Origin of the sequence: Cupriavidus sp. 2KB_3 (genome assembly GCF_052115685.1) — a bacterium.
Lineage (GTDB): Bacteria > Pseudomonadota > Gammaproteobacteria > Burkholderiales > Burkholderiaceae > Cupriavidus > Cupriavidus campinensis.
Genome location: NZ_JBFRHD010000007.1, coordinates 285,225 through 309,815, shown reverse-complemented (window position 1 = coordinate 309,815; position 24,591 = coordinate 285,225). Strand labels below are relative to the sequence as shown.

Genomic DNA, 24,591 nt, shown 5'->3' with positions numbered 1-24,591 from the left:
GTATCGTGATGGCACCGCCGTAGTGGCGTCCGCGTCAGCGTCCGCGAATCATCGTCAGCAGGCTGCGCGGCACCAGCGCTACCATCACCAGATGCACGAGAATGAAAGCGGCAAGCAGCGCCATGGCGCAGAAATGCACCACGCGCGCGAAGTCATAGCCGCCCATCAGCTCGCGCAGCAGTGGGAACTGCACGGGCTTCCAGATCGCGATGCCGGACAGCACCAGCACGACAAGGACCGCGATCACGAACAGGTACGCCAGTTTCTGCACGGCGTTGTACTGACTGAGGTCGGCATGCGAGAGATGGCCGCGCAGCGCGGCGGCCAGATCGTGAAGCACGGCGCGCGGCGCCAGCGGAAAGAACTTCCTCGCGAGGCGACCCGTGCCGACATTCATGGCCAGATAGAACAGCCCGTTGAAGAACAGCAGCCACATCGCCGCAAAATGCCATTGCAGCGCGCCGCCCAGCCAGCCTCCGAGGGTGATGTCGGCCGGAAAGCTGAAGCCGGCGAAGACCGGCGAAGCGTTGTAGATGCGCCAGCCCGACAACATCATCACCACCGCGGCCAGTGCATTCAGCCAGTGCGATATCCGCACCCAGACGGGCTGGATCACGCGCGGCGCAGCGCGGCGCGGCATCGCGACATGTGTGGTTTCCATTTCGGCCTCCAGAACCCGTGCGCCGCGCGGGACGAGATCCCGCCTGCGGCGCACGGTCGCGCTCACTCGCCCAGCGTCACTTGCTCATGCCGCCGGACATGCCGTCGCCAGCCTTGCCCATCTTGTCCCCCGACTTCGACTTGCTCATCTTGTCCTTGGACATGCTGTCCTTCGACATCGCGTCCTTGCCCATGCTGTCCTTCGACATGGCATCCTTGTGCATGCCGTCCTTCGCCATGCTGTCTTTCGACATCGAATCCCTGGCCATCGATCCGCTGGCCTGCGCGAAGGCTGCCGTGCCGCTCATCAGGACGGCAGCGGAAACCACGGCGATTGCGATCTTCTTCATCTTGACACCTCATAGTTTGGACATGGACCGGGAACACCCGGCATAGGAAACATCGCGCCACGCCGGGACGGCTGGCGGTAGATCCACACAGCATGTGTGCGTCTGAAGGGAAATTCGCCCCGGCGGCGCTTCCGGTTACAGCCATCGAAAAAATTTCCCGTACGGCGACGGTGCGCTGCGCACCACATGACCGCCGGCGCGGCGTAGAATTCGCGCAAACTAACGTGGCCGGTGTAACCAACGCGATCGATGGAGCGAACTACAGGACAGGAAGCGCTGCAGCGGCGGGAGGCGCGCCTGCGCGATCTTTTTGCCGACGGGCTGGCGGGGGATCAGGCCGCCTACGCGCGGTTCCTGACCGAGCTGGCGGCGCTATTGCGCGGCTATTTCCGTCTCCGGCTTCCGCAGCAGGCTGGCGATGTCGAGGACCTGACCCAGGAAGTCCTGCTGGCGGTGCACAACGCCCGGCACACCTACCTGCCGGGCCAGCCGCTGACGGCCTGGGTACACGCCATCGCCCGCTACAAGCTTGCCGACCACTTTCGCGCCCATGCGCGGCACGACGCACTGAGCATGCCGCTGGATGCCGCGCAGGACATCCTGGCGGCGCCGGACCTGGAATCGGCCCAGGCCAGGCGGGATCTGAACCTTCTGCTCGACCAGCTGCCCGACCGGCAACGCCTGCCGATCGTGCACGTCAAGCTGGAGGGACTGTCTGTCAGCGAAACCGCGCGGATGACCGGGTTATCCGAATCGGCGGTCAAAGTGGGCGTGCACCGCGGGCTGAAGGCGCTCGCGGCGAAGATTCGAGGAACGAAATGAAAACGGACGACCTGATTTCCATGCTTGCCACGGGCGCCGCGCCGGTGGACCGGCACGCGCTCAGCCGCCGTTTTGGCATCGCCGTGGCGGTCGGAGCGGCGCTGGCGACCTTGCTGGTGGCCACCCTGCTGCACGTCCGTGCGGACCTGGCCGAAGTCGCCGCCACGCCCCTGTTCTGGGCGAAGGTGGCGCTACCGCTCTCGCTCCTGCTGGGCGCGCTGTGGATGGCGGCCCGGCTGGCCCGCCCCGGGATGACCACTGGTTTGCGCTGGCTGGGCATCGCGGCGCCGTTTGGCGCCGTCTGGCTGGGCGCGATCCATGCGGTTGCGCAGACACCCATCGGAGAGCGCGCGGCGGCCATCCTGGGGCAGACGTGGCGGGTCTGCCCGCTCAACATCACGATGCTGTCGGTGCCGGTTTTCATCGCCGTCTTCTGGGCATTGCGCGGCTTGGCCCCGACACGGCTGGCCCTGACCGGTGCCATTGGCGGCTTGTTGTCCGGTGCGGTGGCTACGCTCGCCTACTGCCTGCATTGCCCGGAGATGGGCGTCGCGTTCTGGGCAGTGTGGTACGTGCTGGGCATGCTGGTGCCGACCGCAATTGGCGCGCTGCTCGGGCCCCGCCTGCTTCGGTGGTGACCTTGCCGGGCGACAGCTAGCCTGCCGCCACGATTACGTGGGCCTGGATCTTCCCGGCCACGGGACCGTCGCCATGGCGGCTGGCAATTGCCTCGGCCGCCCGGTCCGTAACGTGTTGCAGCAGGCTGGCGTCCCGCGCCTCTATCTCGTTCCGTAGCGGCGTGCCGAGGCAATAGGCGATGGCGACGTCGCGCGCCGAGTTCGCACGGCTAATCTTCTCGTGGGTCTCGATCTGGACGCTGGCGAACCCGGCGCGGGTCACCTCTTCCCGGATCTGCGCAACATCGTGATAGCCATGCGGCGTACGCGCGAGGAATCTCGGCGGGTCTTGCGGGAACACCGCGGCAGCGGCATCGGTAACGTCATTGGCGAAGAGATTCTCTTCGATCCGATCCCAGACACTGAAGATGAAGCGCCCGCCCGGCCTCAGCACGCGACGCGCCTCGGCATAGCCGGCGACCCGGTCGGGAAAGAACATCGCGCCGAACTGGCAATAGACAACATCGAATGACGCCGCCTCGAACGGAAGGTTGAGCGCGTCCGCCTGCTTCCATTCGATACGGCTGTCGGGCCCTTGCCGGCTGGCGGCATAGTCGAGCATGGGCTGGTTGAGGTCGGTCACTACATAGCGCGCGCCGGCGCCCAGCTTGGGCGCAAGCGCCCGCGTGACCACGCCGCTGCCGGCTGCCGTCTCCAGCACCGCGCCGGGCGAGCCGGCTGCAACCAGCGCCGCCAGGTCGGCGGCATAGACCTCGAAGATCAACGGAACCATGAACGTGTCGTAGAACCTCGGGATCGTGCCCGCAAACACTTGATCGCAATCCGTCATGATTCCCCCTTGAAAGCGCTTGATCGTGCGCTTGCCGGTGCCTCCGCGCGCCCGAAGTGGATCGCGCTGCGCTGCAACCGCCCGCCAGTTTCCCGCATCGTGATCGCGCAAGAAATCCATGCGAACCCGAAAATCTTGCCGGCCGTACACGCGCATGCTGGCATCAGACGCTGAGAGGCGTCGTGGGTCCATCCGGATTCACCCGTTCGTTCGCAAGGAGCACATCATGAAAACACTCGTACGACTCACCAGCCTGGCCCTTGTCGCCCTGCCCGCGCTGGCCTTTGCGCAAAGCACCCCGGGCCCGGTTACCCGCGCGGAAGTGCGCGCGGACCTCATCCGTGTAGAGAAGGCCGGCTACAACCCGTTCGGCAACAGCGACCACTATCCCGCCGATATCCAGGCAGCGGAAGCCAAGGTGGCTGCGCAGCAAGGCACGCCGGCCATCCAGCCGGAAACCCGCGCCGAGGTTCGGCAGGATCTTCTGCACGTGGAGAAGGCCGGATACGACCCGTTCCGCGTCGGCAGCACGTATCCCGCCAAACTCCAGGCCGCCGAGGCACGCGTAGCAGCCGGCACAACCACCGCTTCGCCCACGCCGGTACAGAAGCCGATGGTCACGATGGCCGCCGCATCGGCAATCCCGCGCATTGACCGGCCCCGCAATGCGTTCTTCGATGGCGCTTGACGATGCAGGCATGTCCAGGCCCTAGCGCAGGCCGCCCCAGTGGTTGGTCACGCGCAGCAGCGAGGCATGCGGGCCGAATTCGCCGAGCCCTGTCGATAGTTGCTCGGCTGCCTCGCACACGGCTGCGGCCAAATCGCGCAAACGCGTGGGCCGCAGCCGTGTGTCCGGTCCGGAAATACCAACCGCCGCAATGACCGCGCCCGATCCATCGAAAATGGGCGCGGCCAGTCCGTTCACGCCCGGGCGCCATTCGCCCCGATTGATGGCGTACCCCAAGCGACGGACCTGCTGCATCTCGTGAAGGAAGGCGTCAGGCTCCGTGATCGTGCGGGGAGTGGCGGCGCTGAGGTCATTGGCGATCTCGGCCAGCCACTGCGGATTCCTGAAAGCCAGCATAGCCTTGCCGGTGGCCACGCAATGCGCCTGCGAGCGGCCGCCAATCTGGCTGTAGGCGCGAATCGGGTTCGGACACTCCACCTTGTGCACATAGACGACCTCCCGGCCGTCCAGCACGGACAGGTGGACCGATTCTCCGGTGGATTGCATGAGAGCTTCCATCAGCGTGTCCGCGTGACGGCGCAGGTCAAAGCTCCAGAGCGCCGCCGACCCCAACTCCCATAGCTTGATCGATACCGTGTAGCTCGACGGCGGTACCCGCACCACATAGTGCTCGTCCACCAGCGCCTGTAGCAGCCGGTGCGCGCCGCTCTTGGGCATGCTCGCCATCTGGGCGAGCTCGCTCACGCCAATCGGCTTTCCATGGCGCGCCATGATGTCGAGTAGGTGAAGACCCTTAATCAGCGTGTTGTTCATGGCACCGAGCATCTGACGCCCGGCGCAGCCCGGGCAACTGTTCCAAAGTGTAGAACACCCGTGCCGGAATGAGGAACGGTTCTAGACTCGGTCCTGACGTCATGCACCCCAGCCATGACGACCCACGACACCCATCCATGACCGACGTCCAAACCGAAGACCTGCCGCTGCGCGGCATCCGCGTGCTGGAGTTCTGCTCCGTGGCCGCCGGCCCATTTTGCGCCATGTTGCTGGCCGATATGGGCGCCGATGTGATCAAGATTGAACCGCCCGGCGGCGATGCGCTGCGGACCTGGCCGCCGATTAGCGCCGGCTTCAGCGAGAACTTCGCGTCACTGAACCGGAACAAGCGCTCCGTGGTCCTGGACCTCAAGCTTCCCGCCGATCTCGAGGTGGCGCTCGCGCTGTGCGCCAAGGCCGACGTGATTATCGAAAACAACCGGCCCGGCGTGATGGATCGGCTCGGGCTGGGTTACGCGCGGCTGAGCGCGCTGCGCCCCGAACTCGTCTACTGCTCGATCTCCGCCTTCGGTCAGTCCGGCCCGCGCGCCGCCGAGGGCGGCTTCGACCTGACGATTCAGGCGGCCGCTGGCGTGATGAGCGTCACTGGCGACTCCGATGCCCCGGTCAAATGCGGCGTGCCGGTGTCCGATTTCGCTTCGGGCCTGTACGGCGCATTCACGATCGCCAGCGCCCTGCTCCAGGCCCGGGCGCGCGGGCGCGGTGCGCATCTGGACGTGCCGATGTTCGGCTGCACGCTGGCGATTGGTGCACTGCAAACCAGCGAGTACTTCGGCACGGGCCGCAGCCCGGTCAAGCTCGGCTCGGCACATCCGCGCAATGCGCCTTACCAGGCCTATCGCGCCGCCGATGGCTACTTCGCCATCGCCGCCGGCAACGATGGCCTGTGGCGCGACGTGCTGCGTGCGGTGCGGATGGAACCGCTTGCCGACGACCCGCGCTTCCTGTCTCCCACGCTGCGCGCCCGCCATCAGGCGGAGCTGAAGGCACTGCTGGAAGAGGTCTTCGTGCAGCAAGGCGTCGACCACTGGATCGATGTCTTCCGCAGCGCCGGCGTGCCGCACTCGCGCATCAACGACTACGCCCGCGCGCTGGAAGATCCGCAGGTAGACCACATGCGCTGGATTCGCGATATCGAGCTCCCGGGCGGCACCCAGACGCGCACGTTCTCCTCGCCGATTCGCATCGACGGCCATGCGGTGCCGGTACGCAGCGCACCGCCCGCACTGGGCGAGCATTCGGAGGAAGTCCGCCGCACGATCGGCAACCCGCAAGACAAACAGGGATAAACACCATGCAGAACACATCCACAGCAGACACCCAGGCCCTGCGGCGCTTCATCGCCCGGATGGACGCCATCGTCGCGGACACCAGCCATCCCGAAGCGGCCACCCTCGAACAAGTCGGGCAGGCGCTGGGCGATCTGGTGGCGCATGACAACTGGCTGGACCCGCAGTTCGCCGTGCCGCATCCCGAGTACTACCGCCAGTACCTGCTGCACAGTGACCCGCAGGACCGCTACAGCGTGGTGAGCTTCGTGTGGGGGCCGGGCCAGAAGACGCCGATCCATGACCACTGCACCTGGGGCGCCATCGGCATGCTGCGCGGTGCCGAAGTGGGGCAGGCTTTCGCGCAGGGCGCGGCGGGCATGGTCGAGACCGGCGAGGCCGAGCGGCTGGAGCCGGGCGACGTGGCCTTCGTCTCCCCTGCAATCGGCGACATCCACGTGGTGCGCAATGCCTATGAAGACCAGGTGTCGATCAGCATCCATGTGTACGGCACGGATATCGGCAAGCAGTCCCGGCATGTGTTCGATGCCGCCACCGGCGCCATGAAGACCTTTGTCTCCGGTTACGCCAACGTGGAAAAGGCGTCCGCATGAACGAGGCGCCGTTGCGGCTCCACCGGGACGATGACGTATGCCGGCTGACCCTGAACCGGCCACAGCAGGGCAACGCCTTGTCCCGCGAACTGCTCGATGCGCTGGATGCAGCGCTGGACGTCTGCGCCGCTCGCCCGCCGGCCTGTCTTGTGATCGAAGGTGCGGGACGCCATTTCTGCACCGGCTTCGATCTCTCCGGGCTGGCGAACGAAACCGATGACAGCCTGCTGGCGCGCTTCACGCGGATAGAGCTGCTGCTTCAGCGCGTGGCACGCGCCCCGTACCCCACGATTGCCGTGGCGCATGGCCGCACCGTCGGCGCAGGCGCCGACCTGTTCGCAGCCTGCGCGACGCGCGTCGCAGTAGCCGGAGCCAGCTTCGCCTTTCCAGGCTGGCGCGGCTTCGGGCTGGTGCTCGGCAGCCGGCGCTTGGCTGCACGCGTCGGCACGAATCGCGCGCGGGACTGGATCGAGCGCGCGTGCCTAATCGACGATGCCGAAGCGCTTTCCACCGGCCTTGCCACGGCACGCGTGGAAGCGGCCCCGGCCACGTTCACGGCTCCGGTCGCAAACGTGGCGGATGACCCGCTCGCCGGCGCCATCGATGGCAATGCCGAACTCGACGACGCGCGCGACCTTGCCGCACTCGTGCGTTCGGCCGCTTGCGCCGGCTTGCAGCAACGGCTCACGGCCTATGTGAACCGACAGGCCGAGGCCCGGCAGGCACAATAACAAAGACAGAGGAGACAAACGATGAACGGGAATATCCAGCGTATTGCGGCGGCCGTGACCCTCGCCATGGCGGGGATGGCCGCCACGGGTGCACAGGCGCAGGGCGAGGGGCCCTATCCGTCCAAACCGATCCATCTTGTGGTGGGTTACGCCCCGGGTGGCGGCACGGACATCATGGCGCGCCTGATCGGCCAGCAGATCGGTATCGCGCTGGGGCAGCCCGTCGTCGTCGAGAACAAGCCGGGCGCGGGCCAGAATATCGCGGCCAGCTATGTGGCCCGGCAGCCGGCGGACGGCTACACCCTGTTCCTCAGTTCCAGCGCGCTGGCGGTCAACATCAGCCTGTACAACAAGCTCGACTACGATCCGATCAAGAGCTTCGCGCCGGTTGCCGTCTTCGGGCAGAGTCCTAACCTGATGGTGGTGCCCGCCTCGCTGGGCGTGAGTTCGGTCAGCGAGTTCGTGGCCTACGCGAAGAAGAAGGATGCCGATGGCGTGAACTTCTCCTCGTCGGGCGCCGGCAGTTCCCAGCATCTTGGCGGCGAGCTGTTCCGGCAGGAGACCGGCATCAAGGCCAGCCACGTGCCGTACAAGGGTTCGGCGCCGTCAATCGTCGCCATCCTGAGCGGCGAGGTGCAGTACACCTTTATCAATATCCCGTCCGTCATGGCGGTGAAATCCAATAACCGCATGCGCGTGCTGGCCATCACCAGCGCCAGCCGCTCGCCGTTGATGCCCGACGTGCCCACCATGGTCGAGGCGGGCATGCCGCACATGACCATGGCCGCGTGGTACGGGGTACTGGCCCCGGCCGGCACACCGGCCCCGATCATCAACCGGCTCAATGCGGCGATCAACAAGGCCGTATCCGATCCGGCGTTCCGCGAACGCATGCGGAGCGAGGGTGCGGAGACCATGTCGGAGTCGCCCGACTATTTCAAGCGCTTCCTGGCCGATGACATTGCCCGCTGGCACAAGGTCGTGAAAGCCGGCAACGTGAAGGTTCAGTAACCCCCCGATTTCCCCTCACATCACCAAGGAGATTCCGCATGTCGATGTTCATGAACTGGCCCGATCTGCTCAACACGCTGAAGCGTTCTTACAACCGCCTCGGCAATTCCAACCCGAAGATGCTGGAAGCCTATCGGAATCTGGCCGCGGCGCAGGGGTCGAATGGCGCGCTCGACGCCAAGACGCGCGAGCTGATCGCGCTGGCCGTGGCCGTGACCACGCGCTGCGACGGCTGCATCTCGTCCCACGCCGCGGCGGCGGTGAAGGCCGGTGCCACGGAGGCGGAGATCAGCGATGCCCTCGGCACCGCCATCGCACTCAATGCGGGCGCGGCCTATGTGTATTCGCTGCGCGCGATGGAGGCCGTCAGCCAGCTCAAGGAAGCCGCCTGATCCGGCGAACCGCGCACCGCGCACCGCGCACCGACAAGGAGGAGACAAACATGGCCGCATACGTCATCGACAGCGCCCTGTTCCGGGACCAGTTCAGTACCGCGCAGATGCGCGAGATCTTCAGCGATGAAGCAACGGTGCAGCGGTGGCTCGACGTGGAAGCCGCGCTGGCCAAGGTGCAGGCGCGCCTGGGGATCATTCCCCAGCGCGCCGCCGACGAAATCTGCGCGAAGGCGCGGGTCGAACTGATCGACCTGCCCGACCTGAAGCGCGAGATGGACCGCACCAGCCACCCGATCGTGCCGCTGCTGCGCGCCATGAAGAAGGTGTGCAGCGGCGACGCCGCCGAGTACATCCACTGGGGCGCCACCACGCAGGACATCATCGACACCGGCACCATCCTTCAGGTGCGCGATGCGCTGGAGGTCATCGGCACCCGCTACGCGGAGCTGGAGGGCCATCTCGTCAAGCTGGCACAGACGCACCGCGACCTGACCATGGTGGCACGCAGCCATGGCCAGCAGGCGCTGCCGATCACGTTCGGCTTCAAGGCCGCCGTATGGGTCGAGGAGGTGCGCCGGAACCAGGAGCGCTTCGCCGCCATGAAGCAGCGCGTGCTGGTGGGGCAGTTCTCCGGCGCGGTCGGCACGCTGGCGGCACTGGGCGACAAGGGCATCGCGGTGCAGGAGGCGCTGTTCGAGGAGCTGGGTCTGGGCTGCCCGCGCATCCACTGGCATGTCTCGCGCGACAACATCGCCGAACTGGCCTGCGTGCTGGCAATCTGCACCGGCACCATCGGCAAGATCGCCCATGAGGTGTACAGCCTGCAGAAGACGGAGACGGCCGAGCTGGAGGAACCGTTCGCGATGGGCAAGGTGGGTAGCAGCACCATGCCGCACAAGCGCAATCCGCCGACCTGTGAAACCGTGGTGGCCCTGGCCCGCCTGGTGCGCAATACGGCGCCGATGGCGCTGGAGTCGATCATGGCCGAGCACGAGCGCGACAAGATCGTGCTGCAGACGGAACGCGAGTTCATCTCTCGCCTGTGCTGCATGAGCGATGCGGCCGCGCTGAAGCTCGGCTATGTGTGTGCCAACCTGACCGTGCGCCCCGCCAACATGGAGAAGAACCTGTTCATCCAGCGCGGCCTGCTGATGTCCGAGGCCGTCATGATGGGCCTCAGCGAGCGCCTGGGGCGCCAGGAGGCACACGAGATCGTCTACGAGGTGTGCATGGACGTGTTCGAGCGCGGCGGCGACTTCCGCGAGGCGCTGCTGGCGAACGCGAAGGTAGCAGCGGGCATCGACGCGCAGACGATCGACAGGATGCTCGACCCGCATGGCTATACCGGCATGGCGGGCGTCTTCGTGGATCGCGTGGTGGGACGGCAGGAGCGCTGACACGCGTCTGCAAACAAGAAGCGGGTGCCGGGATCTTTCCGGCACCCGCTTTTCATTGCGACGGTTTGTGGGCGAGACCTACTGGCGCAGCGGAATGAAGCAGTCGGCGGCGTCGGCAAGGGTCTCGCAGGACAGGACCGTGGCAATCAACGCTTCCGTGCGCTCGGTGCCCAGCCCCGGCACCAGCAGCGTGCGGGCCTTGCTGGCGATGCGCCCTTCCTGGCGGCCCAGGTCGGTCTCAGGACGGCTGGCATCGCTATGGCAGTCATGCACAAGGCCATTCTCCAGCGTCACCGTCGCCCGGGCATTCGCGCGCGGCATGGCTGCGTCGCCGTGCACGCGGATGCGTCGGCGCAGTGCGGCCAGCGCGGAGTCGTCGATCGCAGCGGTGAAGCTTTCCGCCGCAACGGTGCTGCGGCCTGACAGGGCCAGCGCGGCCATGTGTGCGATGCTGAATTTGGCCTCCGCGGGCGTGGTGGGATTGGCGACGCAGCATACGTCCAGGTATTGCGGCTCGATGGCGATCTCCACCGACGCGATCTCGGCGGCGGCAACGCCGTGCTGCTGGCGCAGTTGCAGGCAGGCCTCGATCGGTGCCTGCGTGCCATAGCAGGACGCGTGGTACTTGTAGACGATGCCGTGCACGCGTGAGGTGGTGGCATCGCGCCAGATTGCGTCGGGTTCCCACGCGCTTGCGTACAGCGCCGCGAAGCCCCGCTCGCGCTCGAGGATGTCAGGCACCGCCTGGAAGCCGCGCGCCGCCAGCCGGGCGGCACGCAGGCCAATCGCGGCAGCCTGCCCGGCGTGCAAAGGCTTGCACATCGTACCGAACAGCGCGCGCATCCCGCCCGCCTGCGTGGCGGCGATGCCCAGCGCATGCGCGGTGCGGTCAACATCGAGTCCAAGCAGTGACGCCACGGCCACCGTGGCACCCAGCGTGCCGAGCGTGGCGGTGTTGTGCCAGCCTAGGCGGTAGTGGTCTTCGCCCATGCACGACGCCATGCGGCTCTGCAACTCGACGCCTGCGGCAAAGGCGGCCAGCGCGGCGATGCCATGATGCCGGCCCCCTTCGGCCTGCGCGAGAATCGCCGGCCACAGCGGCACGGACGGATGCACGCGGGACTGCAAGTGTGCATCGTCGAAATCCAGCACATGTGACGCCGTGCCGTTTACCAACGCGGCCTGCACCGCGCTGGCCCGCGAGCCGTCGAGCAAGGTGGCGCAGGGCGTGGCGCCCTCTTCGCGCACTTCGGCCAGCAGGATCTGGACGGGCGCCTGCTGCCACGCGGCATGCGCCACGGCGAACCAGTCGAGCAGGCTGTGACGTGCGATGCGCGCCACGTCGGTCCGCAGCCCGCCCGAAGCCATGGACAGGCTGTGCGCCACCAGTTCCCGCGTCAGCCCTTGCGGCAGGCCGACGGGGGGCAAGGAATGCGGCGCGTTCATTTCACCTCCATCGTCTTCAGCAGCTTGTCGCTGATGCCGGCACGGTAGCGGGCGATGTCATCAACGATGTACTGGCGGAACCTGGCGGTGGGCATGTCGACCTCCCGGGCGCCATCCTGCCGCACCACGCGCTGCAGATCGGCATTGCGCAGCCCTGCCGACACGGCCTTGGACAGGCGCTGCACGATCGCGTCCGGCGTTCCGGCCGGCGCCACCAGGCCATACCACTGCGTCACGGTCACATCGATGCCCAGCTCGCGGAACGTCGGCACATCGGGGAAGGCTGGGGTGCGCTGCTCGCCCGTCAAGGCCAGCAGCTTGAGCTTGCCCGACTTGACCTGCCCCATGATCGGCGGCGCGGTGGCGAAGAACAGATCGGTATGCCCGCCCAGCAGGTCCGTGATGGCGGGGCCGGAGCCCCGGTAGGGAATCGGCGCGATCTCGACGCCCGCCTTTGCCTTGACCATCTCCATGGTCACATAGCCCACGCTGCCGGGGCCGGATGACCCGTAGCTGAGCTGGCGCGCCTTGGCCTCGGCGAACGCGGCGGAGGCGCTCTTGTAGCGATCGGCGGCGGCGAACAGGCCATGCGGCGCCTGCACCAGCATGCCGATGGCGACGAAGTCCTCGGGCACCTTGTAGGGCAACTCGCTGCCCCGCAGCGCCGCCGCCAGCGACATATTGCTGCTCATGCCCATCAGCAGCGTGTAGCCGTCAGGCTTGCTGCGCGCCACCTGCTCGGCGGCCATCATACCGCCGGCGCCACCCTTGTTCTCGACCACCACGGGCTGGCCAAGCTTGCGCGAGAGCTGATCCGCAATCAGCCGGCCATACAGGTCGCCCCCGCCGCCCGGTGGGAATCCCACCACGAGCTTGATCGGGCGATCCGGATACTCCGCATGCGCAGCCGTGGCAGCGATGCATACCATCATGCACAGCAGCCAATGCACGCAACGCCATGCGCGTGTGGCCGCGCTCCCCATGTGCAAAGTCATCGTCGTCTCCTCCAGTCGTTATGCCGGCTGTCGCTAACGACAGGCCTGCAAGGATTCTGGACGAGCCCCTGCAAAGCGCATGGATGTTCCACGATTCGGAACGACACGGCATGGGAACGGACGGGAGGGGGGATTCGTGTCGCCTTGCGCAAAGGCGGCACAGGCGGCAAAGACGGCACAGGCGGCGGGGATTGACGGGCTAGTGCCCGTCTCCCGCCTGATCAGCCACCGCGTTGCGCGGTGGCCGGGGGCACTGCCAAGACGATTACGAGCCGACCTTGAGGCGGCCGCCGCGTCCCAGTCCGCCCTTCACTTCCTGCGCCTTGTAGTTGCGCAGCGAGACCACCATGTTGTTGTAGGCGTCCATGAACGCTGCAACCGTGGCCTTGCCTTCGGGCGTGCGGGAGAAGCCGCCAAGCCCGCCGGCCGCACCGCCGCCAAAGGCGCCCATGGCGGCACCAAAGTTGGTGGCCGTGGCGTTGCCTTCGGAGATGGACAGCTGCACGCCCGAGCGGATGTCGAACATCGTCAGCGTCACGACCGATGCCTTGCTTTGCATGGCACCGCCAACCAGTGCACCGGCGGCGCCAAACAGGCTACCCACACCGGCAGCCAGCTGGCCCGTGGCGTCGTTATCGATGATGATGGCCGGCTCCATGTAGAAGTCGGCGGCCACGCGCTGGCCCTTCTGTTGCTTCGAACCAGCCCGGAACTCGCCCGAATTGCGCTGCTTGTCGGTGATCGACGACAGCTTGCTCTCGGTGCGATTGTTGCCGACAGACGTAATCACGAAGCAGTTCGACTGCTGCACGGCCAGGCGGATCAGCGGCTCGATAGTCGTGATCTTGGTGGTGGCGCCAAAGCTTGCGTACCATTCCTTGCCACGGCCATCATCCACGGCGAGCGTGCCCAGGGGCGCGTCGCAGCGCTCCAGCGACGGATTGGCATTCACGCTGCTTGCGCCGCCCGCGGCACCGGTGGCGGCCGTCGGTGCCGTGCCAGTGGAGATGCTACCGCCAGCGCCCGGCACGGCACAGCCAGTCAGAACCAGGGACGCGGCCAGTGCGGCCAAGCGCAAAGAAGTCTTCTTGGGCATGAAATCGCCTGTTGTTGGAAGTGATGGAAAGAGGAGGAGGGGACGGGCTTAGCGCAGATACCAGCCGGAAGGGCCCCAGACCCAGTAATACGGGTAGCTGCTGTACCACGCGTACCAAGACTTGCGATACGCCTCGCGTACCTGGTACAGACTCTGTTCGTCCTTCTTGGCGGCTTGAGCTTGCGGGATCAGGTCCTTGGCTTCCTTGCTGCCCTTGGAGGCAGCACGGGTCAGCCAGGCCTCGGCTTCCGCCGGGTCCGAGCCCATTTCCTCAAAGCCCATCAGATAGATTCGGCCAAGCGCCAGCTGGGCCTGCACGTGACCGTTGTCGCCGGCCTTGCGCATCCATTCGAGGGCTTGATAGCTGTTGCGCTCCACGCCGTCGCCGCGCAGCAGGCGCAGGCCCAGGTCATAAGCCGCGTTGGGATTGCGCTCCGCCACTTCGGTCAGGGCCTGCATGCGGCGCTCGGCCTCGGTATCGACGGGCGCGCCCTGGAATGTGGTCAGGCGTCGGTCTTGCTCGGCGCAGGCATTGCCGTTGCACACGCGCACCGTTGGCGAGCGGGACAACTGCCCTTCCGCAGTCTGCCCGGCGCATCCCGCCAAGCCCAAAACTGTCACGAACACCAAAGAAACGGAAACACGCATGGCAACCCCACCCCGAACATATTTATTTTTTTTGCAATGCCTCGAATACTTAGCTTTGTAAGTAAACGTGTAGATTGTAACGGCATTGTATGTGGGGATTGCAACACATCGTAATGCGAATCACTGCTTTTGTTGCGCCACGGACACGTTCTTACAAGGGTAAACCCCAATAAAAGACAGGAGGCAGGGCCTCCCGCCGCCCGGATCAGTCGATCTTCGCGCCCGATACCTTCACCGTCTGGCCCCACCGCTGTTGCTCTTTGACGATGGTCGCCGCGAACGCTTCCGGCGATTGCCACGCCGGCTCGGCGCCCTGCGCTTCCAGCTTGGCCTTGGTATCCGGGTCCGCCAGCACGGTGCGCAGCGCGCCCGAGAGCTTGTCGACGATCTCCTTCGGCGTGCCCGCCGGCGCCAGCACGCCATAGAAGCCCACCACCTCGAAGCCCTTCAGGCCGGACTCCTCCATCGTCGGCACGTCCGGCAATGCCGGCGAGCGCTTGCCGGAGGTCACCGCCAGCGCGCGGACCTTGCCCGCCTTGATGTGCTGGGTAAAGAGCGGAATCGAGTCGGCCATCATCTGGGCCTGCCCACCCATGACATCCGTCAGGGCCGGCGCACTGCCCTTGTACGGGATGTGAACGATGAACGTGCCCGATGCCTGCTTGAACATCTCCGGCATCAGGTGCGAGATACCGCCGTTACCGCCCGAAGCGAAGTTGAGCTTGCCCGGGTTCGCCTTGGCATAGGCGATGAACTCCTTGAGGTTCCGCGCCGGTACGTTGTTGTTGATCACCATGACCAGCGGGATCAACGCGGTGCGCGCCACAGGCGTGAAGTCCTTCGGCATGCCGTAAGGCAACTTGGGATACAGCGAATTGTTGATCGCCATCTGGCCTGTATTGGCGATCAGCAGCGTATAGCCGTCCGGCGCCGCCTTGGCCACGCTGTCCGAACCGATATTGCCGGCCGCGCCAGCCTTGTAGTCCAGCACCACGGACTGGCCCAGCAAGGGCTGGAGCTTCTCGGACAGGATGCGCGCATGCGTGTCCACCGGACCGCCAGGCGGAAAGCCCACCACCATCCGGATCGGCTTGTCTGGCCAGGCAGCGTGGGCAACGCCGGCCGCAAGGGCCAGCGGGGTAAGGGCCAGTACGGCCAGGGCTTGCCGGGCACGGCGGGCTGCGAACAACGTCATCGTCTTCTCTCCGGAGGCGGCCCCGCTCTACACGGCGGCGGACCGAAGCACTATTGTGACGTTAGTGTGACAATTTTGTGAAGGTCAAAACGCCTCGTTGATCTGGAAATACACGCCCTTCGTATTGCGCCCCACCCCGGCATCGAAGCGAACGTTGACCCGGGGCTTGAACTCGAAGCGGTAGCCGATGCCGCCGTTCGGCAGCCAGTGCCCCCGGAACAGCGCCCCCACATTGGGGCTGACCGCCCCGGTGCCGAGCCAGAAGACCATGCCCTGCCGCCCGGCGATGTGCCAGCGGTACTCGGCCTGCACCCCGGCCATGACCTTGTCCCGGAACTGACCCGAGAAGTAGCCGCGCATCCGCTTGTTGTTGCCGAGGGTCGCCATCATGTCCCACTGCACATCGCCCCAGTTCATGTTGGCGTAGGCGTCGAAGGCCAGCACATCGCGCTCGCGCATGCGGAAGTACTTGTTGAACATGAGTTCCACGTTCTCCATATCCGTATCGCTGCCGAGTTCGCGGCGGTAGACGGTGACGTTGGCCAGCAGCGATTCACCCCGGTAGGGGTTCGGGATGAAGTCCCGCGTGTCGTACGAGAAATGCGCACTAATCCCGGAACTGAGCACGCGGGGGCCGTGGGGGTCGGTCGCCAGCTTGCTGTCGGCGCCGCGCTCCAGCTTCGTGGCGTCGTCGTACTGCAGGCTCCATCCCGCCCCCACGTAGACGTTGGGGCGCACCCGCATCATGATCTTCGGCTGGAGCACCACCTCCTTGCGCGTGTACGCCTCCTTGTTGGCACTGTCGATGGCGCTGCCGTAGCCGATGCCCCAGTAGGCAGTGGGCATGTTGATGAGATCCGCCTCGATGAGAAAGCGGTAGCTGTCGTCGGCAAAGAACGTGTTGTTCTCGATCGAGATGCCGTAGGCGCCCTTGACGGTGCCGAAGCCGCGAATCGACAGCGTGGACAGCTGCGTCTCCTGCGCGGCGTTGGCCGGCTTATAGAGGCCAATCGCCGCCGCGCCGATGCCAAAACCCATCTCCGGGTTGTAGAACGGCCCCGGCAGCACGCCCCAGTCGATGCCCTGGCTCACGTCCACGGCGTCCGATGCGCCGAGCTTGGTGAGTATCCTGTCGATCCAGTCCTGCTTTTCCTCCGCGCTCGCCGCGCCCTCCACGGCTTCCACCGGCTCGTCCGCCCATCCCGGCGTGGCGGCGCCTGCCAGGCCAATCGACACGCACATCGACACACACCAGCGGCGGGGAAGCGTCGATTTCATTTAACGGGCCGCCCGAAAAGACTGACTTCTCTTGCCGGCCGGGCGCTTGCACAATCCGCAGATGGCCAGTCCCGCGTGCCTGCGCGGGTTCGCCGCAAGGAGACTCTTACGATGAGCGCGCGACCGCCCTACCGCCGGAAGCCTGCGCCGAGCCGGTTCCTTGGCGTGCTGCTGGCCGGCGCCGCCTCCACGGCGATGGCCTCTCCCTTCGACCTGCCCAGCACGATCCCGAACATGTTTGGCCTTGGCGTGGGCTCCACCACCCAGTACGCGGGCGGCAACGAACGCATGATCGGCGTGCTGCCGGGCCTGCGCTACACCTCGGAAAGCGGCCGGCTGCTGGAATGGTATGGCCCCTACGCCCAGTTCAACTTCGGCAGCCTGACCGGCTTCCAGTACGGCCCGGCCGTCTCGCTCCGCCTGGGGCGGAACAATGTCGACGATGCCGTTGTCGCCAGGATCCACGAGATCGACACTACCGTGGAAGCCGGCGGCTTCATCAGCTACGAGTACATCCATAGCGGGGGCATTCCGTACCGCCTGCGCGGCGGGATCAATGTGCTGACCAACGCGGGCATCGTGTATGGCGGGGCCCGTGTGTCGGCCACGGGTACCTTCTGGGTGCCCGTGCACACCCGAATGATGCTCGGGCTCGGCATGGGCCTGACGTGGGTAAGCGGCAGCTTCAACCGGACCTACTTCGGCGTCACTGCCGAAGACAGCGCCGCCAGCGGCCTGCCCGTCTACACGCCCGGCGGCGGCCTGCAACAGGGCACGGGCTGGCTCGGGGCGATCTATCGGATCGACAAGCACTGGCATGCGGGCGCCATGGTCTATTACCAGCGCATCGCCGGCAGCGCCGCCGACAGCCCCATCGTCACGCAGCGCGGCACACGCAACCAGGTGACCTACGGCGCTGGCATCGCCTACGCCTGGCGCTAGGCGCCCTGCTGACTTGGGAAACAGGAAGGCCACCACTCGCTGGCCCTCGTCCCATGCCCGTCAGTAAGGTGGATTCACCACTACGTATTGCGAGCCCTGCGGCTGATACCAGGTGGTGCCGCACTGCTGGTACACCATGCCGCCGTAATTGACCGGCGCACAGCCGGGCGGCACGGTGCGAACCATGGAGCCGATCACAGCGGAGGTCACGGCCACCGTGGCAGTTACCGCGGCAGCCGTCGCCACGGGGTGATAGTCATTGTCCCAGCCGTTGTGGCAGCACCCGCCGCCGCCCTCCACGTTCACGTTCACGTTGCGGTTCGAATTGACGTTCACGTTGCGGTTGGTATTGACGCTGTTGACACTGTTGCTGCGCACGTTGTTGGCGCGCGCATCCACATTCTGGTTGTTGACGTGTTGCGCGCCGCCGCCACCGCCACCGCCCCGCGCCGGCGCCGCCGCGGCACGATTGCCGCCCGCGTGCGCGCCTCCGCCTGCGGGACGCGCGTCCGCCACAGGGGCCCACGCCGTGGCTGCGGCGAGGAAGATCACGGCCATCGACAGCAAGAAGCCCTTCCCAATAGCGTGGTGCATGATGCAGCTCCTTTACTGAGACTTCAGCGGAACGAACTTCGCCTCGGTGGCATTCTTGGGCGGCGTGAACGTGAAGCGGGATGCATTGAAGCCCGGATTGACGCGCCACCGGATCAGCGAGACCGATTGCGGGCGTGCCTCATCGGCACGATTGGTGATCACCAGCTTGCGCGGCAGAGGCCGCGCGCCGGTGGCGATCCAGATCTGCCAGTCGACATCGCCCTGGCGGAAGGCATAGTGGTCACAGACCTCGCCATCCACGACGTCCTGGCCGGCATTCATCGCGGAGGTCATATTCCCGAGCGGTGCCTGGGGCGTGCCCCAGAGGAACAGGTCCGCCACCGGCAGTTCGATGCCGTACCGCTCCTGCAGCCGGTTCCCCAGCTCATCCAGGTTGTCGGTGAACGGTGCCTTCGAGTAGTACTTCTGCTCGGGCAGGTAGAGCACCACCGTCTTGCCGTCGTAGATCAGGTCGCGCGCAGACCGTGCGCTGCGCATTTCGGCGCGCAGCATGTTGGGGCGTTGCACGTCCACCTTGGCCGTGGCCATGTGGAGCAGCTTCTGGCCATCCTGGAGCACGCGTTCGCCGGAAAGGTCGACCTGCGCCTCGAACGTGCGCAGCGTCTGGAGGTACTTGCCCATGTTCTGCAGCGCCTGCACCGCAGCCGGGTCCACGGCATTGGCCGCCGGCGGCGCGGACGAAGACGCAGCCGGGGCCGGGGGCGGCGCGGCGCTCGGTTGGGAAGCGCTGGTTGCCGGAGGTGCCGCCGGAGGCGTCGATGGCGCGTGGCTACAGCCCCAGAGCGAAACGGCAAGCACGCTCGATACCGCAATGCGTCTCATGGCAGGCTCCCTGAAATCTGGTTTCGTGCCTGATCCTTCTCCACTTCGCGGTCTTACGGAAGTCAATTTTTCTTTAATCGAATTAACAACAATCGATAATCGACAAAAGGCCGACAGCGTCACCGCTGCCGGCCCTCCCAACCAGACCCCTGGTCAGCCCTGCTGCTACTTACTCATCACTTATTCGCCACATCTGCCAGCTTGGCTTCCACGTCGCGCAGCGCGGTGCGCAAGCCCTCTTCCACCACCGGGTGGTAGAACGGCATGGCCAGCATCTGGGCGATGGTCAGGCCTTGCTGGTAGGACCACGCCAGCAGGTGGGCGATGTTCTCGGCACGCGGGCCCATCCATTCGGCGCCAAGGAAGCGGCCCGTGGCGATGTCCGCATAGACGTGCATCAGGCCCTTGTTCTTCAGCATCACTCGGCTGCGGCCCTGATCCTCGAAGCTGACCTCGCCCGTGACGAAGCTGCCCGGCTCCAGGCTCGCGTAGCTGTTGCCGACGATGGCCAGCTGCGGATCGGAGAACACCACGGCCAGCATGGCGCGGCGTGCCAGCGGGCGCACGTCGGGCCAGCGCGCGGCGTTGTCGCCGGCGACCTTGCCTTCGTCGGCGGCCTCGTGCAGCAGCGGCAGCACGTTGTTGGCGTCGCCGGCAATGAACACCGGCGCGAAGCCGCACTGGAGCGTGAGCGGGTCGAAGACCGGCACGCCGCGTGCGTCGAGCGCCAGCCCGGCGTTCTCGATCGCCAGGTTATCGACATTCGGGCGACGTCCGGTGGCCGCCAGCACGTAGGCGAAGCGCTCGGTCACGCGCTGGCCATCGGTGTCCTCGAACGTAATCACCGCTTCGTCGCCCTCACGGCGCATGTCGGTCACGCGGGCGTCGGGCTGCAACGAGAATTCCTGGTTGAACGCCTGCGCGGCATAGGCGCGGATCGCCGGATCGGTGAACGGGCCGACCGCGCCACCCACGCCAAACACGCGCACCCGCACACCCAGCCGGGACAGCGCCTGGCCCAGTTCGAGCCCGATCACGCCGGGGCCGAACACCGCCACGCTGGCGGGCAGGTCGTCCCAGGCGAACACATCGTCATTGACGATCAGCCGGTCGCCAAACACCTGGAACGACGGCGGCACGGCCGGACGCGAACCCGTGGCAATCACCACGCGGCTGGCGCGCACCGTGGTGTGGTCGTCGATCTCCAGCACCGTGTTGTCGATGAAGCGCGCATGGCCGATCAGGCGATCCGCCGCCGGAATGGTCTCCGTGCCGCGCACCACAAAGCCGACGAAGCGGTCGCGCTCGCTACGGACACGGGCCATGACCTCGCGGCCATCGACGCGCACCGGGCCATCCACATGCACGCCGAACGCGCTGGTGTGGCGCGCTTCGTGGGCGGCCTCGGCGGCGGCGATCAGCAGCTTCGACGGCATGCATCCCACGCGGGCGCAGGTGGTGCCATAGGCACCGCCCTCGATGATCACGGCGCGCTTGCCAGCCGCGATGGCGGCCCGGTAGGCAGCGAGGCCGGCGGTGCCAGCGCCAATCACGGCTACGTCGGTCTGGATGGTCGTCTTCATGATGCGATTCCTGGTAATGAGCGGGTTGCTGGCTTTTCTCAATCAGCGGACGGCATGACACCGGCGCCAGGCTGGGCGCCCGATGTCATCGGATCCGACGACTGTCTTGCTTCGGGAAATGTCCCCCTGGACACCGGCGGGAAGCCGGGCCAGGGGAGGACGTGGGAGGGATCGCTTAGCGCGACAGGTACTGCTCGAGCGCTTCGGCGCCGCCGATCAGCTTGCCGTTGATGAACACCTGCGGGGCGGTCATGTTGCCGGACACCGCGCCCAGCACCTTGCCACGCACCTTGTTTTCCAGCGGCACGTCGATGTACTCGAAACCGTTGTCCGACAGCAGTTGCTTGGCCTTGGCACAGTGCGAGCAGCCGATCTTCGAGAACACCACGACCTGGTCGGGGCTCTTCGCGTTCGGGGCGATGTGGTTCAGCATCGTGTCGGCGTCCGAGACCTTGAACGGGTCGCCCGGCTCTTCCGGCTCGATGAACATCTTGGTCACCACGCCGTCCTTGACCAGCATCGAATAGCGCCAGCTGCGCTTGCCGAAGCCCAGGTCGGCCTTGTCCACCAGCATGCCCATGCCGTCGGTGAACTCACCGTTGCCGTCGGGAATCATGGTGATGTTCTGGGACTCCTGGTCCTTGGACCACTCGTTCATCACGAAGGTATCGTTCACGGACACGCACAGGATGGCGTCCACGCCCTGCTTGGCGAACACCGGCGCCAGTTCGTTATAGCGCGGCAGATGGGTCGACGAGCAGGTCGGCGTGAAGGCGCCCGGCAGCGAGAAGACCACGACGGTCTTGCCGTCGAAGAGTTCGGCCGTGGTCACGTTCTTCCATTCATTGTTCTCACGCACACGGAAGGTGACCTGGGGAACGCGTTGGCCTTCGCGGGATTGCAGCATCGGTAAGACTCCTCTGGGTTGGGTTGGCGCCACATGTCGTAGCGATGGGATGGATTCTGAACACCGTCATGTGATTTGTACAATTCATCGTTTCTACCTCGACGATTGAGACAATCTATTATCAATCGACATTTTCCGATTGCTTTTCGCTATCGCACGGGATTTCCAAAGCTGCCGGGCGCCGTGAAATGTTGTAAAGAAGCAGCCCGCCGTGCAGCACGGCGGTTAGCATCCGGGCTTGAAAAAGGCGGGGTATGCCGTCTTTTGTGATGCTTTTTTCGTTGCCCGATGTACGACTACATTTGCCCCGGACTGGTCACGCGCGTGTTTCCCCCGCAGCAGCCGCAAGGCGGCCGCGGCGACATTCACGTGACGGAAACGATACGCGTGGAGGATGGCCTGGAGGTCGTCGGCATCGGCTTTGCCGACCTGCGCTATGTGATGTTCTTCGCGGAGGTGCCCGAGGACATGGCCGACCCCTCAGCGGGCGAGGTGACCCGGTTCGTCACGGTGGTGCGCGTCGAGGCCGACCACGGCACGATGTTCCTGCCGGACTTCTGGCGCCTGCCCTGCCCGCACATGGTCTGGCAGTTCTCGGAGGCCCTGCTGTGGGCGATGCGCCACCATGTGGACGCCCACCCGGCGGTGCAGCAGTACGTGTGCGTGTCGCAGACCCGCAAGATGGATTTCCTGTGCGAGCGCGTGATCCGACAGTTCGCGCGCGCCGGCGGCAGCGCGCGATTCCGCTGCGTGACGCGGCCCGAACCAGGCAGGACAGGGGAGAAGGAAGGAATCTATGGCTTTGCACGTCACGAACCATGTTCGGCCTGAGGCGCTCGCGCAGCAGAAGCGCCTGATGGCCGGCATCCTGACCCGGGTGGCCCAAGCCACGGCGGCGTCCACGTTCACGGTGACCCCGCGCCCGCTGTTCCGGGCAACCTTGCGCATGCAGCCACATCCGGCCGCGCACGGGCCGGGCTAGCCGCCCCCCTTCAGAGGTTGTCTTTCAGAGGCGCTGCCTGCAGATGCCGAGTTGCTGCGCCATCAGGACGAGATCGGCGAACGTACGCGCACGCATCTTGCGCATGGCCTGACCGCGATGAATCTTGACCGTTACCTCGCTGATACCGATCTCGCTCGCGATCTGCTTGTTGAGCAGCCCGGACACGGCCAGCGTCATGACCTCCGTCTCGCGCGGCGTCAGCGCCTCGTAGTTGGCACGCAGCGTTTCCACCTGCCGCAGCCCCAGGCGCCGAATCCGGTCTTTGTCGAGCGCGGCGGACACCGCGTCGAGCAGGTCCTGGTCGCGGATCGGCTTGGCCATGAAGTCCTCGGCGCCGGCCTTCATCGCCGCCACGGTCATCGCAATGTCGCCGTAGCCGGTCATGAAGATGATGGGGATGTTGATGCCCATCTGGGCCAGCCGGGTCTGGAGGTCGAGCCCGCTCGGCCCGCGCAGCCGTACATCGAGCACCAGGCAGCTCGGCACGTCCGGCATGGCGTAGTCGAGCAATTCGGCGGCCGAAGCGAACAGCGCCACCCGCATGCCCACCGAGCGGAACAGGTTGCCCAGACCGCTGCGCAGCATCGCGTCATCGTCGACGATCAGCACCAGTGCGTCGTCGCGCGTGCTGTCGTCAGCGGGCTCCAGGCTTTTCGATGTCACGTCTTCTCTCCCTGTCCGCGGGAGGGTTCCCGGGTGTCTGTTGCGGATTATATCGAGGACAACGAAATGCCCCGGCGGCCGCAGCGGACGCGGCAGCGCGCATTTCAACACAGTCCGTGCGCACACGCCATTCATACCATCGGGTTAGTTGGCCAGACGCGGCACAGCCGCCACCATGTCATCCGGACACACGACTGGCCACGCGTGGCGGGCGCCATGCCGGCACGCGCCGACAGCTAGCCACCCGATCGTGCGAGTAACTAATACGATCGAACAGTAGCCGCCGGCGGGGCGGGCGCTTAGCCTCTCGACGGGCTGCTACCCAAGTATGCCCCCATCACCCGCCAATGTTTTCCTGGAGCACCATCATGTCCAATCCGAAGCTCGAAGTCCTGACCCCGCAAAACAGCCAGCTCATCATCATCGACCACCAGCCGCAGATGGCCTTCGGCGTCCAGTCGATGGACCGCCAGGCGCTGAAGAACAACGTCGTGGGCCTGGCCAAGGCCGCCAGGATCTTCAATGTGCCGACCACCATCACCACGGTGGAAAGCGAGTCGTTCTCGGGCTTCACGTACCCGGAGGTGCTGGACGTGTTCCCGAACCAGAAGACGCTGGAGCGCACGTCGATGAACTCCTGGGACGACCAGAAGGTACGCGACGCCCTGGCCGCCAACGGCCGCAAGAAGGTGGTCGTGGCCGGCCTCTGGACCGAAGTCTGCAACACCACCTTCGCGCTGTGCGCCATGCTGGAAGGCGACTACGAGATCTACATGGTCGCCGATGCCTCGGGCGGCACCTCGAAGGAAGCCCATGACTACGCCATGCAGCGCATGGTGCAGGCCGGCGTGGTGCCGGTGACCTGGCAGCAGGTGCTGCTGGAGTGGCAGCGCGACTGGGCCCACCGCGACACCTATGACGCGGTGATGAAGCTGGTCAAGGAACACTCGGGCGCCTACGGCATGGGTGTGGACTACGCCTACACCATGGTCCACAAGGCCGCCCAGCGCACCGCCACGCCGCACGAGTCCGTGGCGCCGGTGGCCGCGCGCTGATGTCTGCCGCCCCGCTGCCGCCTGCGGGAGCGGGGCGATCACCCGCCGCACTCTTCACATTCCTCGCCAGACCGAACATGCAACCCCAAGAACAAATCGAAGCGCT

Annotated in this window: 27 protein-coding genes and 1 pseudogene; 13 read left to right on the top strand and 15 right to left on the bottom strand. The window is 65.9% G+C overall.

Annotated features, from left to right (window positions below):
* Positions 1 to 34: 34 nt before the first annotated feature.
* Together AB4120_RS10160 and AB4120_RS10155 are read right to left on the bottom strand one after the other, a co-directional pair.
* Positions 35 to 661 (bottom strand): cytochrome b/b6 domain-containing protein, encoded by a 627-nt coding sequence (locus tag AB4120_RS10160; RefSeq protein WP_149138012.1) that lies wholly within the window; start codon positions 659 to 661, stop codon positions 35 to 37.
* 76 nt (positions 662 to 737) lie between these two features.
* The gene (locus AB4120_RS10155; protein ID WP_441642193.1) at positions 738 to 1,010 is read right to left on the bottom strand and encodes a pentapeptide MXKDX repeat protein; all 273 of its coding nucleotides are present in this window, start codon (positions 1,008 to 1,010) and stop codon (positions 738 to 740) included.
* A 249-nt stretch (positions 1,011 to 1,259) separates the two neighbouring features.
* Between AB4120_RS10155 and AB4120_RS10150 the strand changes: the two genes are divergently transcribed.
* Complete coding sequence (locus AB4120_RS10150) at positions 1,260 to 1,832, top strand: sigma-70 family RNA polymerase sigma factor (RefSeq protein ID WP_149138014.1); 573 nt, start codon at positions 1,260 to 1,262, stop codon at positions 1,830 to 1,832.
* On the top strand, positions 1,829 to 2,470 hold the full coding sequence (locus AB4120_RS10145; RefSeq protein WP_149138015.1) for a DUF1109 domain-containing protein: 642 nt from the start codon (positions 1,829 to 1,831) through the stop codon (positions 2,468 to 2,470). Before AB4120_RS10150 ends, AB4120_RS10145 begins: the two co-directional genes overlap by 4 nt.
* A gap of 16 nt (positions 2,471 to 2,486) precedes the next feature.
* On the opposite strand, the gene AB4120_RS10140 is transcribed toward AB4120_RS10145, so the two are convergent.
* Positions 2,487 to 3,299, bottom strand: coding sequence for a class I SAM-dependent methyltransferase (locus AB4120_RS10140; protein WP_149139284.1), 813 nt, complete (start codon positions 3,297 to 3,299; stop codon positions 2,487 to 2,489).
* Positions 3,300 to 3,525: 226 nt separating this feature from the next.
* Between AB4120_RS10140 and AB4120_RS10135 the strand changes: the two are divergent.
* Positions 3,526 to 3,831: pseudogene (locus AB4120_RS10135) on the top strand (DUF4148 domain-containing protein); the annotation flags it as partial.
* Between the two features lie 177 nt (positions 3,832 to 4,008).
* On the opposite strand, the gene AB4120_RS10130 reads toward AB4120_RS10135, so the two are convergent.
* Positions 4,009 to 4,800: an IclR family transcriptional regulator gene (locus AB4120_RS10130; RefSeq protein ID WP_187645269.1), complete on the bottom strand. Its 792-nt coding sequence runs from the start codon at positions 4,798 to 4,800 to the stop codon at positions 4,009 to 4,011.
* Positions 4,801 to 4,937: 137 nt separating this feature from the next.
* On the opposite strand from AB4120_RS10130, the gene AB4120_RS10125 reads away from it, so the two are divergent.
* Genes AB4120_RS10125 through purB form a run of 6 tightly spaced genes read left to right on the top strand, consistent with a single transcriptional unit; the run spans position 4,938 to position 10,237 of the window.
* Positions 4,938 to 6,110 (top strand): CaiB/BaiF CoA transferase family protein, encoded by a 1,173-nt coding sequence (locus tag AB4120_RS10125; protein ID WP_149138018.1) that lies wholly within the window; start codon positions 4,938 to 4,940, stop codon positions 6,108 to 6,110.
* Between the two features lie 5 nt (positions 6,111 to 6,115).
* Entirely contained in the window at positions 6,116 to 6,703 is a 588-nt protein-coding gene (locus AB4120_RS10120; RefSeq protein ID WP_149138019.1) for a cysteine dioxygenase, read from the top strand.
* Positions 6,700 to 7,434 carry an enoyl-CoA hydratase/isomerase family protein gene (locus tag AB4120_RS10115; protein ID WP_149138020.1) on the top strand — a complete coding sequence of 245 codons (735 nt, stop codon included), beginning with the start codon at positions 6,700 to 6,702 and terminating at the stop codon, positions 7,432 to 7,434. Before AB4120_RS10120 ends, AB4120_RS10115 begins: the two co-directional genes overlap by 4 nt.
* Before the next feature lie 21 nt (positions 7,435 to 7,455).
* A complete protein-coding gene (locus AB4120_RS10110) occupies positions 7,456 to 8,445 on the top strand; it encodes a tripartite tricarboxylate transporter substrate binding protein (RefSeq protein ID WP_149138021.1) in 990 nt (329 codons plus the stop codon).
* A 44-nt stretch (positions 8,446 to 8,489) separates the two neighbouring features.
* A complete protein-coding gene (locus AB4120_RS10105; RefSeq protein ID WP_092295109.1) occupies positions 8,490 to 8,837 on the top strand; it encodes a carboxymuconolactone decarboxylase family protein in 348 nt (115 codons plus the stop codon).
* 50 nt (positions 8,838 to 8,887) lie between these two features.
* Positions 8,888 to 10,237 (top strand): adenylosuccinate lyase, encoded by a 1,350-nt coding sequence (gene purB, locus AB4120_RS10100; RefSeq protein WP_149138022.1) that lies wholly within the window; start codon positions 8,888 to 8,890, stop codon positions 10,235 to 10,237.
* A 78-nt stretch (positions 10,238 to 10,315) separates the two neighbouring features.
* Here the strand turns inward: purB and AB4120_RS10095 are convergent, their stop codons facing one another.
* The 6 genes from AB4120_RS10095 to AB4120_RS10070 form a co-directional block, all read right to left on the bottom strand.
* On the bottom strand, positions 10,316 to 11,683 hold the full coding sequence (locus AB4120_RS10095) for an MmgE/PrpD family protein (protein ID WP_441642192.1): 1,368 nt from the start codon (positions 11,681 to 11,683) through the stop codon (positions 10,316 to 10,318).
* Positions 11,680 to 12,678 (bottom strand): Bug family tripartite tricarboxylate transporter substrate binding protein, encoded by a 999-nt coding sequence (locus AB4120_RS10090; RefSeq protein ID WP_149138024.1) that lies wholly within the window; start codon positions 12,676 to 12,678, stop codon positions 11,680 to 11,682. Before AB4120_RS10090 ends, AB4120_RS10095 begins: the two co-directional genes overlap by 4 nt.
* Positions 12,679 to 12,943: 265 nt before the next feature.
* A complete protein-coding gene (locus AB4120_RS10085; protein ID WP_149138025.1) occupies positions 12,944 to 13,774 on the bottom strand; it encodes a hypothetical protein in 831 nt (276 codons plus the stop codon).
* A 48-nt stretch (positions 13,775 to 13,822) separates the two neighbouring features.
* Positions 13,823 to 14,422, bottom strand: a complete 600-nt coding sequence (locus tag AB4120_RS10080; RefSeq protein WP_149138026.1) for a tetratricopeptide repeat protein — start codon at positions 14,420 to 14,422, stop codon at positions 13,823 to 13,825.
* A 205-nt stretch (positions 14,423 to 14,627) separates the two neighbouring features.
* A complete protein-coding gene (locus AB4120_RS10075; protein ID WP_149138027.1) occupies positions 14,628 to 15,617 on the bottom strand; it encodes a Bug family tripartite tricarboxylate transporter substrate binding protein in 990 nt (329 codons plus the stop codon).
* A gap of 84 nt (positions 15,618 to 15,701) precedes the next feature.
* The gene (locus AB4120_RS10070; protein WP_441642191.1) at positions 15,702 to 16,895 is read right to left on the bottom strand and encodes a BamA/TamA family outer membrane protein; all 1,194 of its coding nucleotides are present in this window, start codon (positions 16,893 to 16,895) and stop codon (positions 15,702 to 15,704) included.
* 111 nt (positions 16,896 to 17,006) lie between these two features.
* Between AB4120_RS10070 and AB4120_RS10065 the strand changes: the two genes are divergently transcribed.
* Positions 17,007 to 17,837, top strand: a complete 831-nt coding sequence (locus tag AB4120_RS10065; RefSeq protein WP_262389845.1) for a MipA/OmpV family protein — start codon at positions 17,007 to 17,009, stop codon at positions 17,835 to 17,837.
* Positions 17,838 to 17,897: 60 nt separating this feature from the next.
* Here the strand turns inward: AB4120_RS10065 and AB4120_RS10060 are convergent, their stop codons facing one another.
* From AB4120_RS10060 to AB4120_RS10045, 4 genes are all read right to left on the bottom strand, one after another.
* Positions 17,898 to 18,431: a hypothetical protein gene (locus tag AB4120_RS10060; RefSeq protein WP_149138028.1), complete on the bottom strand. Its 534-nt coding sequence runs from the start codon at positions 18,429 to 18,431 to the stop codon at positions 17,898 to 17,900.
* Between the two features lie 12 nt (positions 18,432 to 18,443).
* Entirely contained in the window at positions 18,444 to 19,274 is an 831-nt protein-coding gene (locus tag AB4120_RS10055) for a DUF2092 domain-containing protein (protein WP_149138029.1), read from the bottom strand.
* A gap of 176 nt (positions 19,275 to 19,450) precedes the next feature.
* Positions 19,451 to 20,857, bottom strand: coding sequence for a dihydrolipoyl dehydrogenase (locus AB4120_RS10050; RefSeq protein ID WP_149138030.1), 1,407 nt, complete (start codon positions 20,855 to 20,857; stop codon positions 19,451 to 19,453).
* A 175-nt stretch (positions 20,858 to 21,032) separates the two neighbouring features.
* Entirely contained in the window at positions 21,033 to 21,764 is a 732-nt protein-coding gene (locus AB4120_RS10045) for a glutathione peroxidase (protein ID WP_149138031.1), read from the bottom strand.
* 288 nt (positions 21,765 to 22,052) lie between these two features.
* Here AB4120_RS10045 and AB4120_RS10040 point away from each other — a divergent pair, with 288 nt between their 5' ends.
* Both AB4120_RS10040 and AB4120_RS10035 read left to right on the top strand, forming a co-directional pair.
* Complete coding sequence (locus tag AB4120_RS10040; protein ID WP_149138032.1) at positions 22,053 to 22,595, top strand: hypothetical protein; 543 nt, start codon at positions 22,053 to 22,055, stop codon at positions 22,593 to 22,595.
* Positions 22,561 to 22,746: a hypothetical protein gene (locus tag AB4120_RS10035; RefSeq protein ID WP_149138033.1), complete on the top strand. Its 186-nt coding sequence runs from the start codon at positions 22,561 to 22,563 to the stop codon at positions 22,744 to 22,746. The genes AB4120_RS10040 and AB4120_RS10035 overlap by 35 nt, the downstream gene beginning before the upstream one ends.
* Before the next feature lie 24 nt (positions 22,747 to 22,770).
* Here AB4120_RS10035 and AB4120_RS10030 read toward each other — a convergent pair whose 3' ends face one another.
* Positions 22,771 to 23,430 (bottom strand): response regulator transcription factor, encoded by a 660-nt coding sequence (locus tag AB4120_RS10030; RefSeq protein WP_149138034.1) that lies wholly within the window; start codon positions 23,428 to 23,430, stop codon positions 22,771 to 22,773.
* A gap of 368 nt (positions 23,431 to 23,798) precedes the next feature.
* Between AB4120_RS10030 and AB4120_RS10025 the strand changes: the two genes are divergently transcribed.
* Positions 23,799 to 24,485, top strand: coding sequence for a hydrolase (locus AB4120_RS10025; RefSeq protein WP_144196533.1), 687 nt, complete (start codon positions 23,799 to 23,801; stop codon positions 24,483 to 24,485).
* Positions 24,486 to 24,591 lie beyond the last annotated feature (106 nt).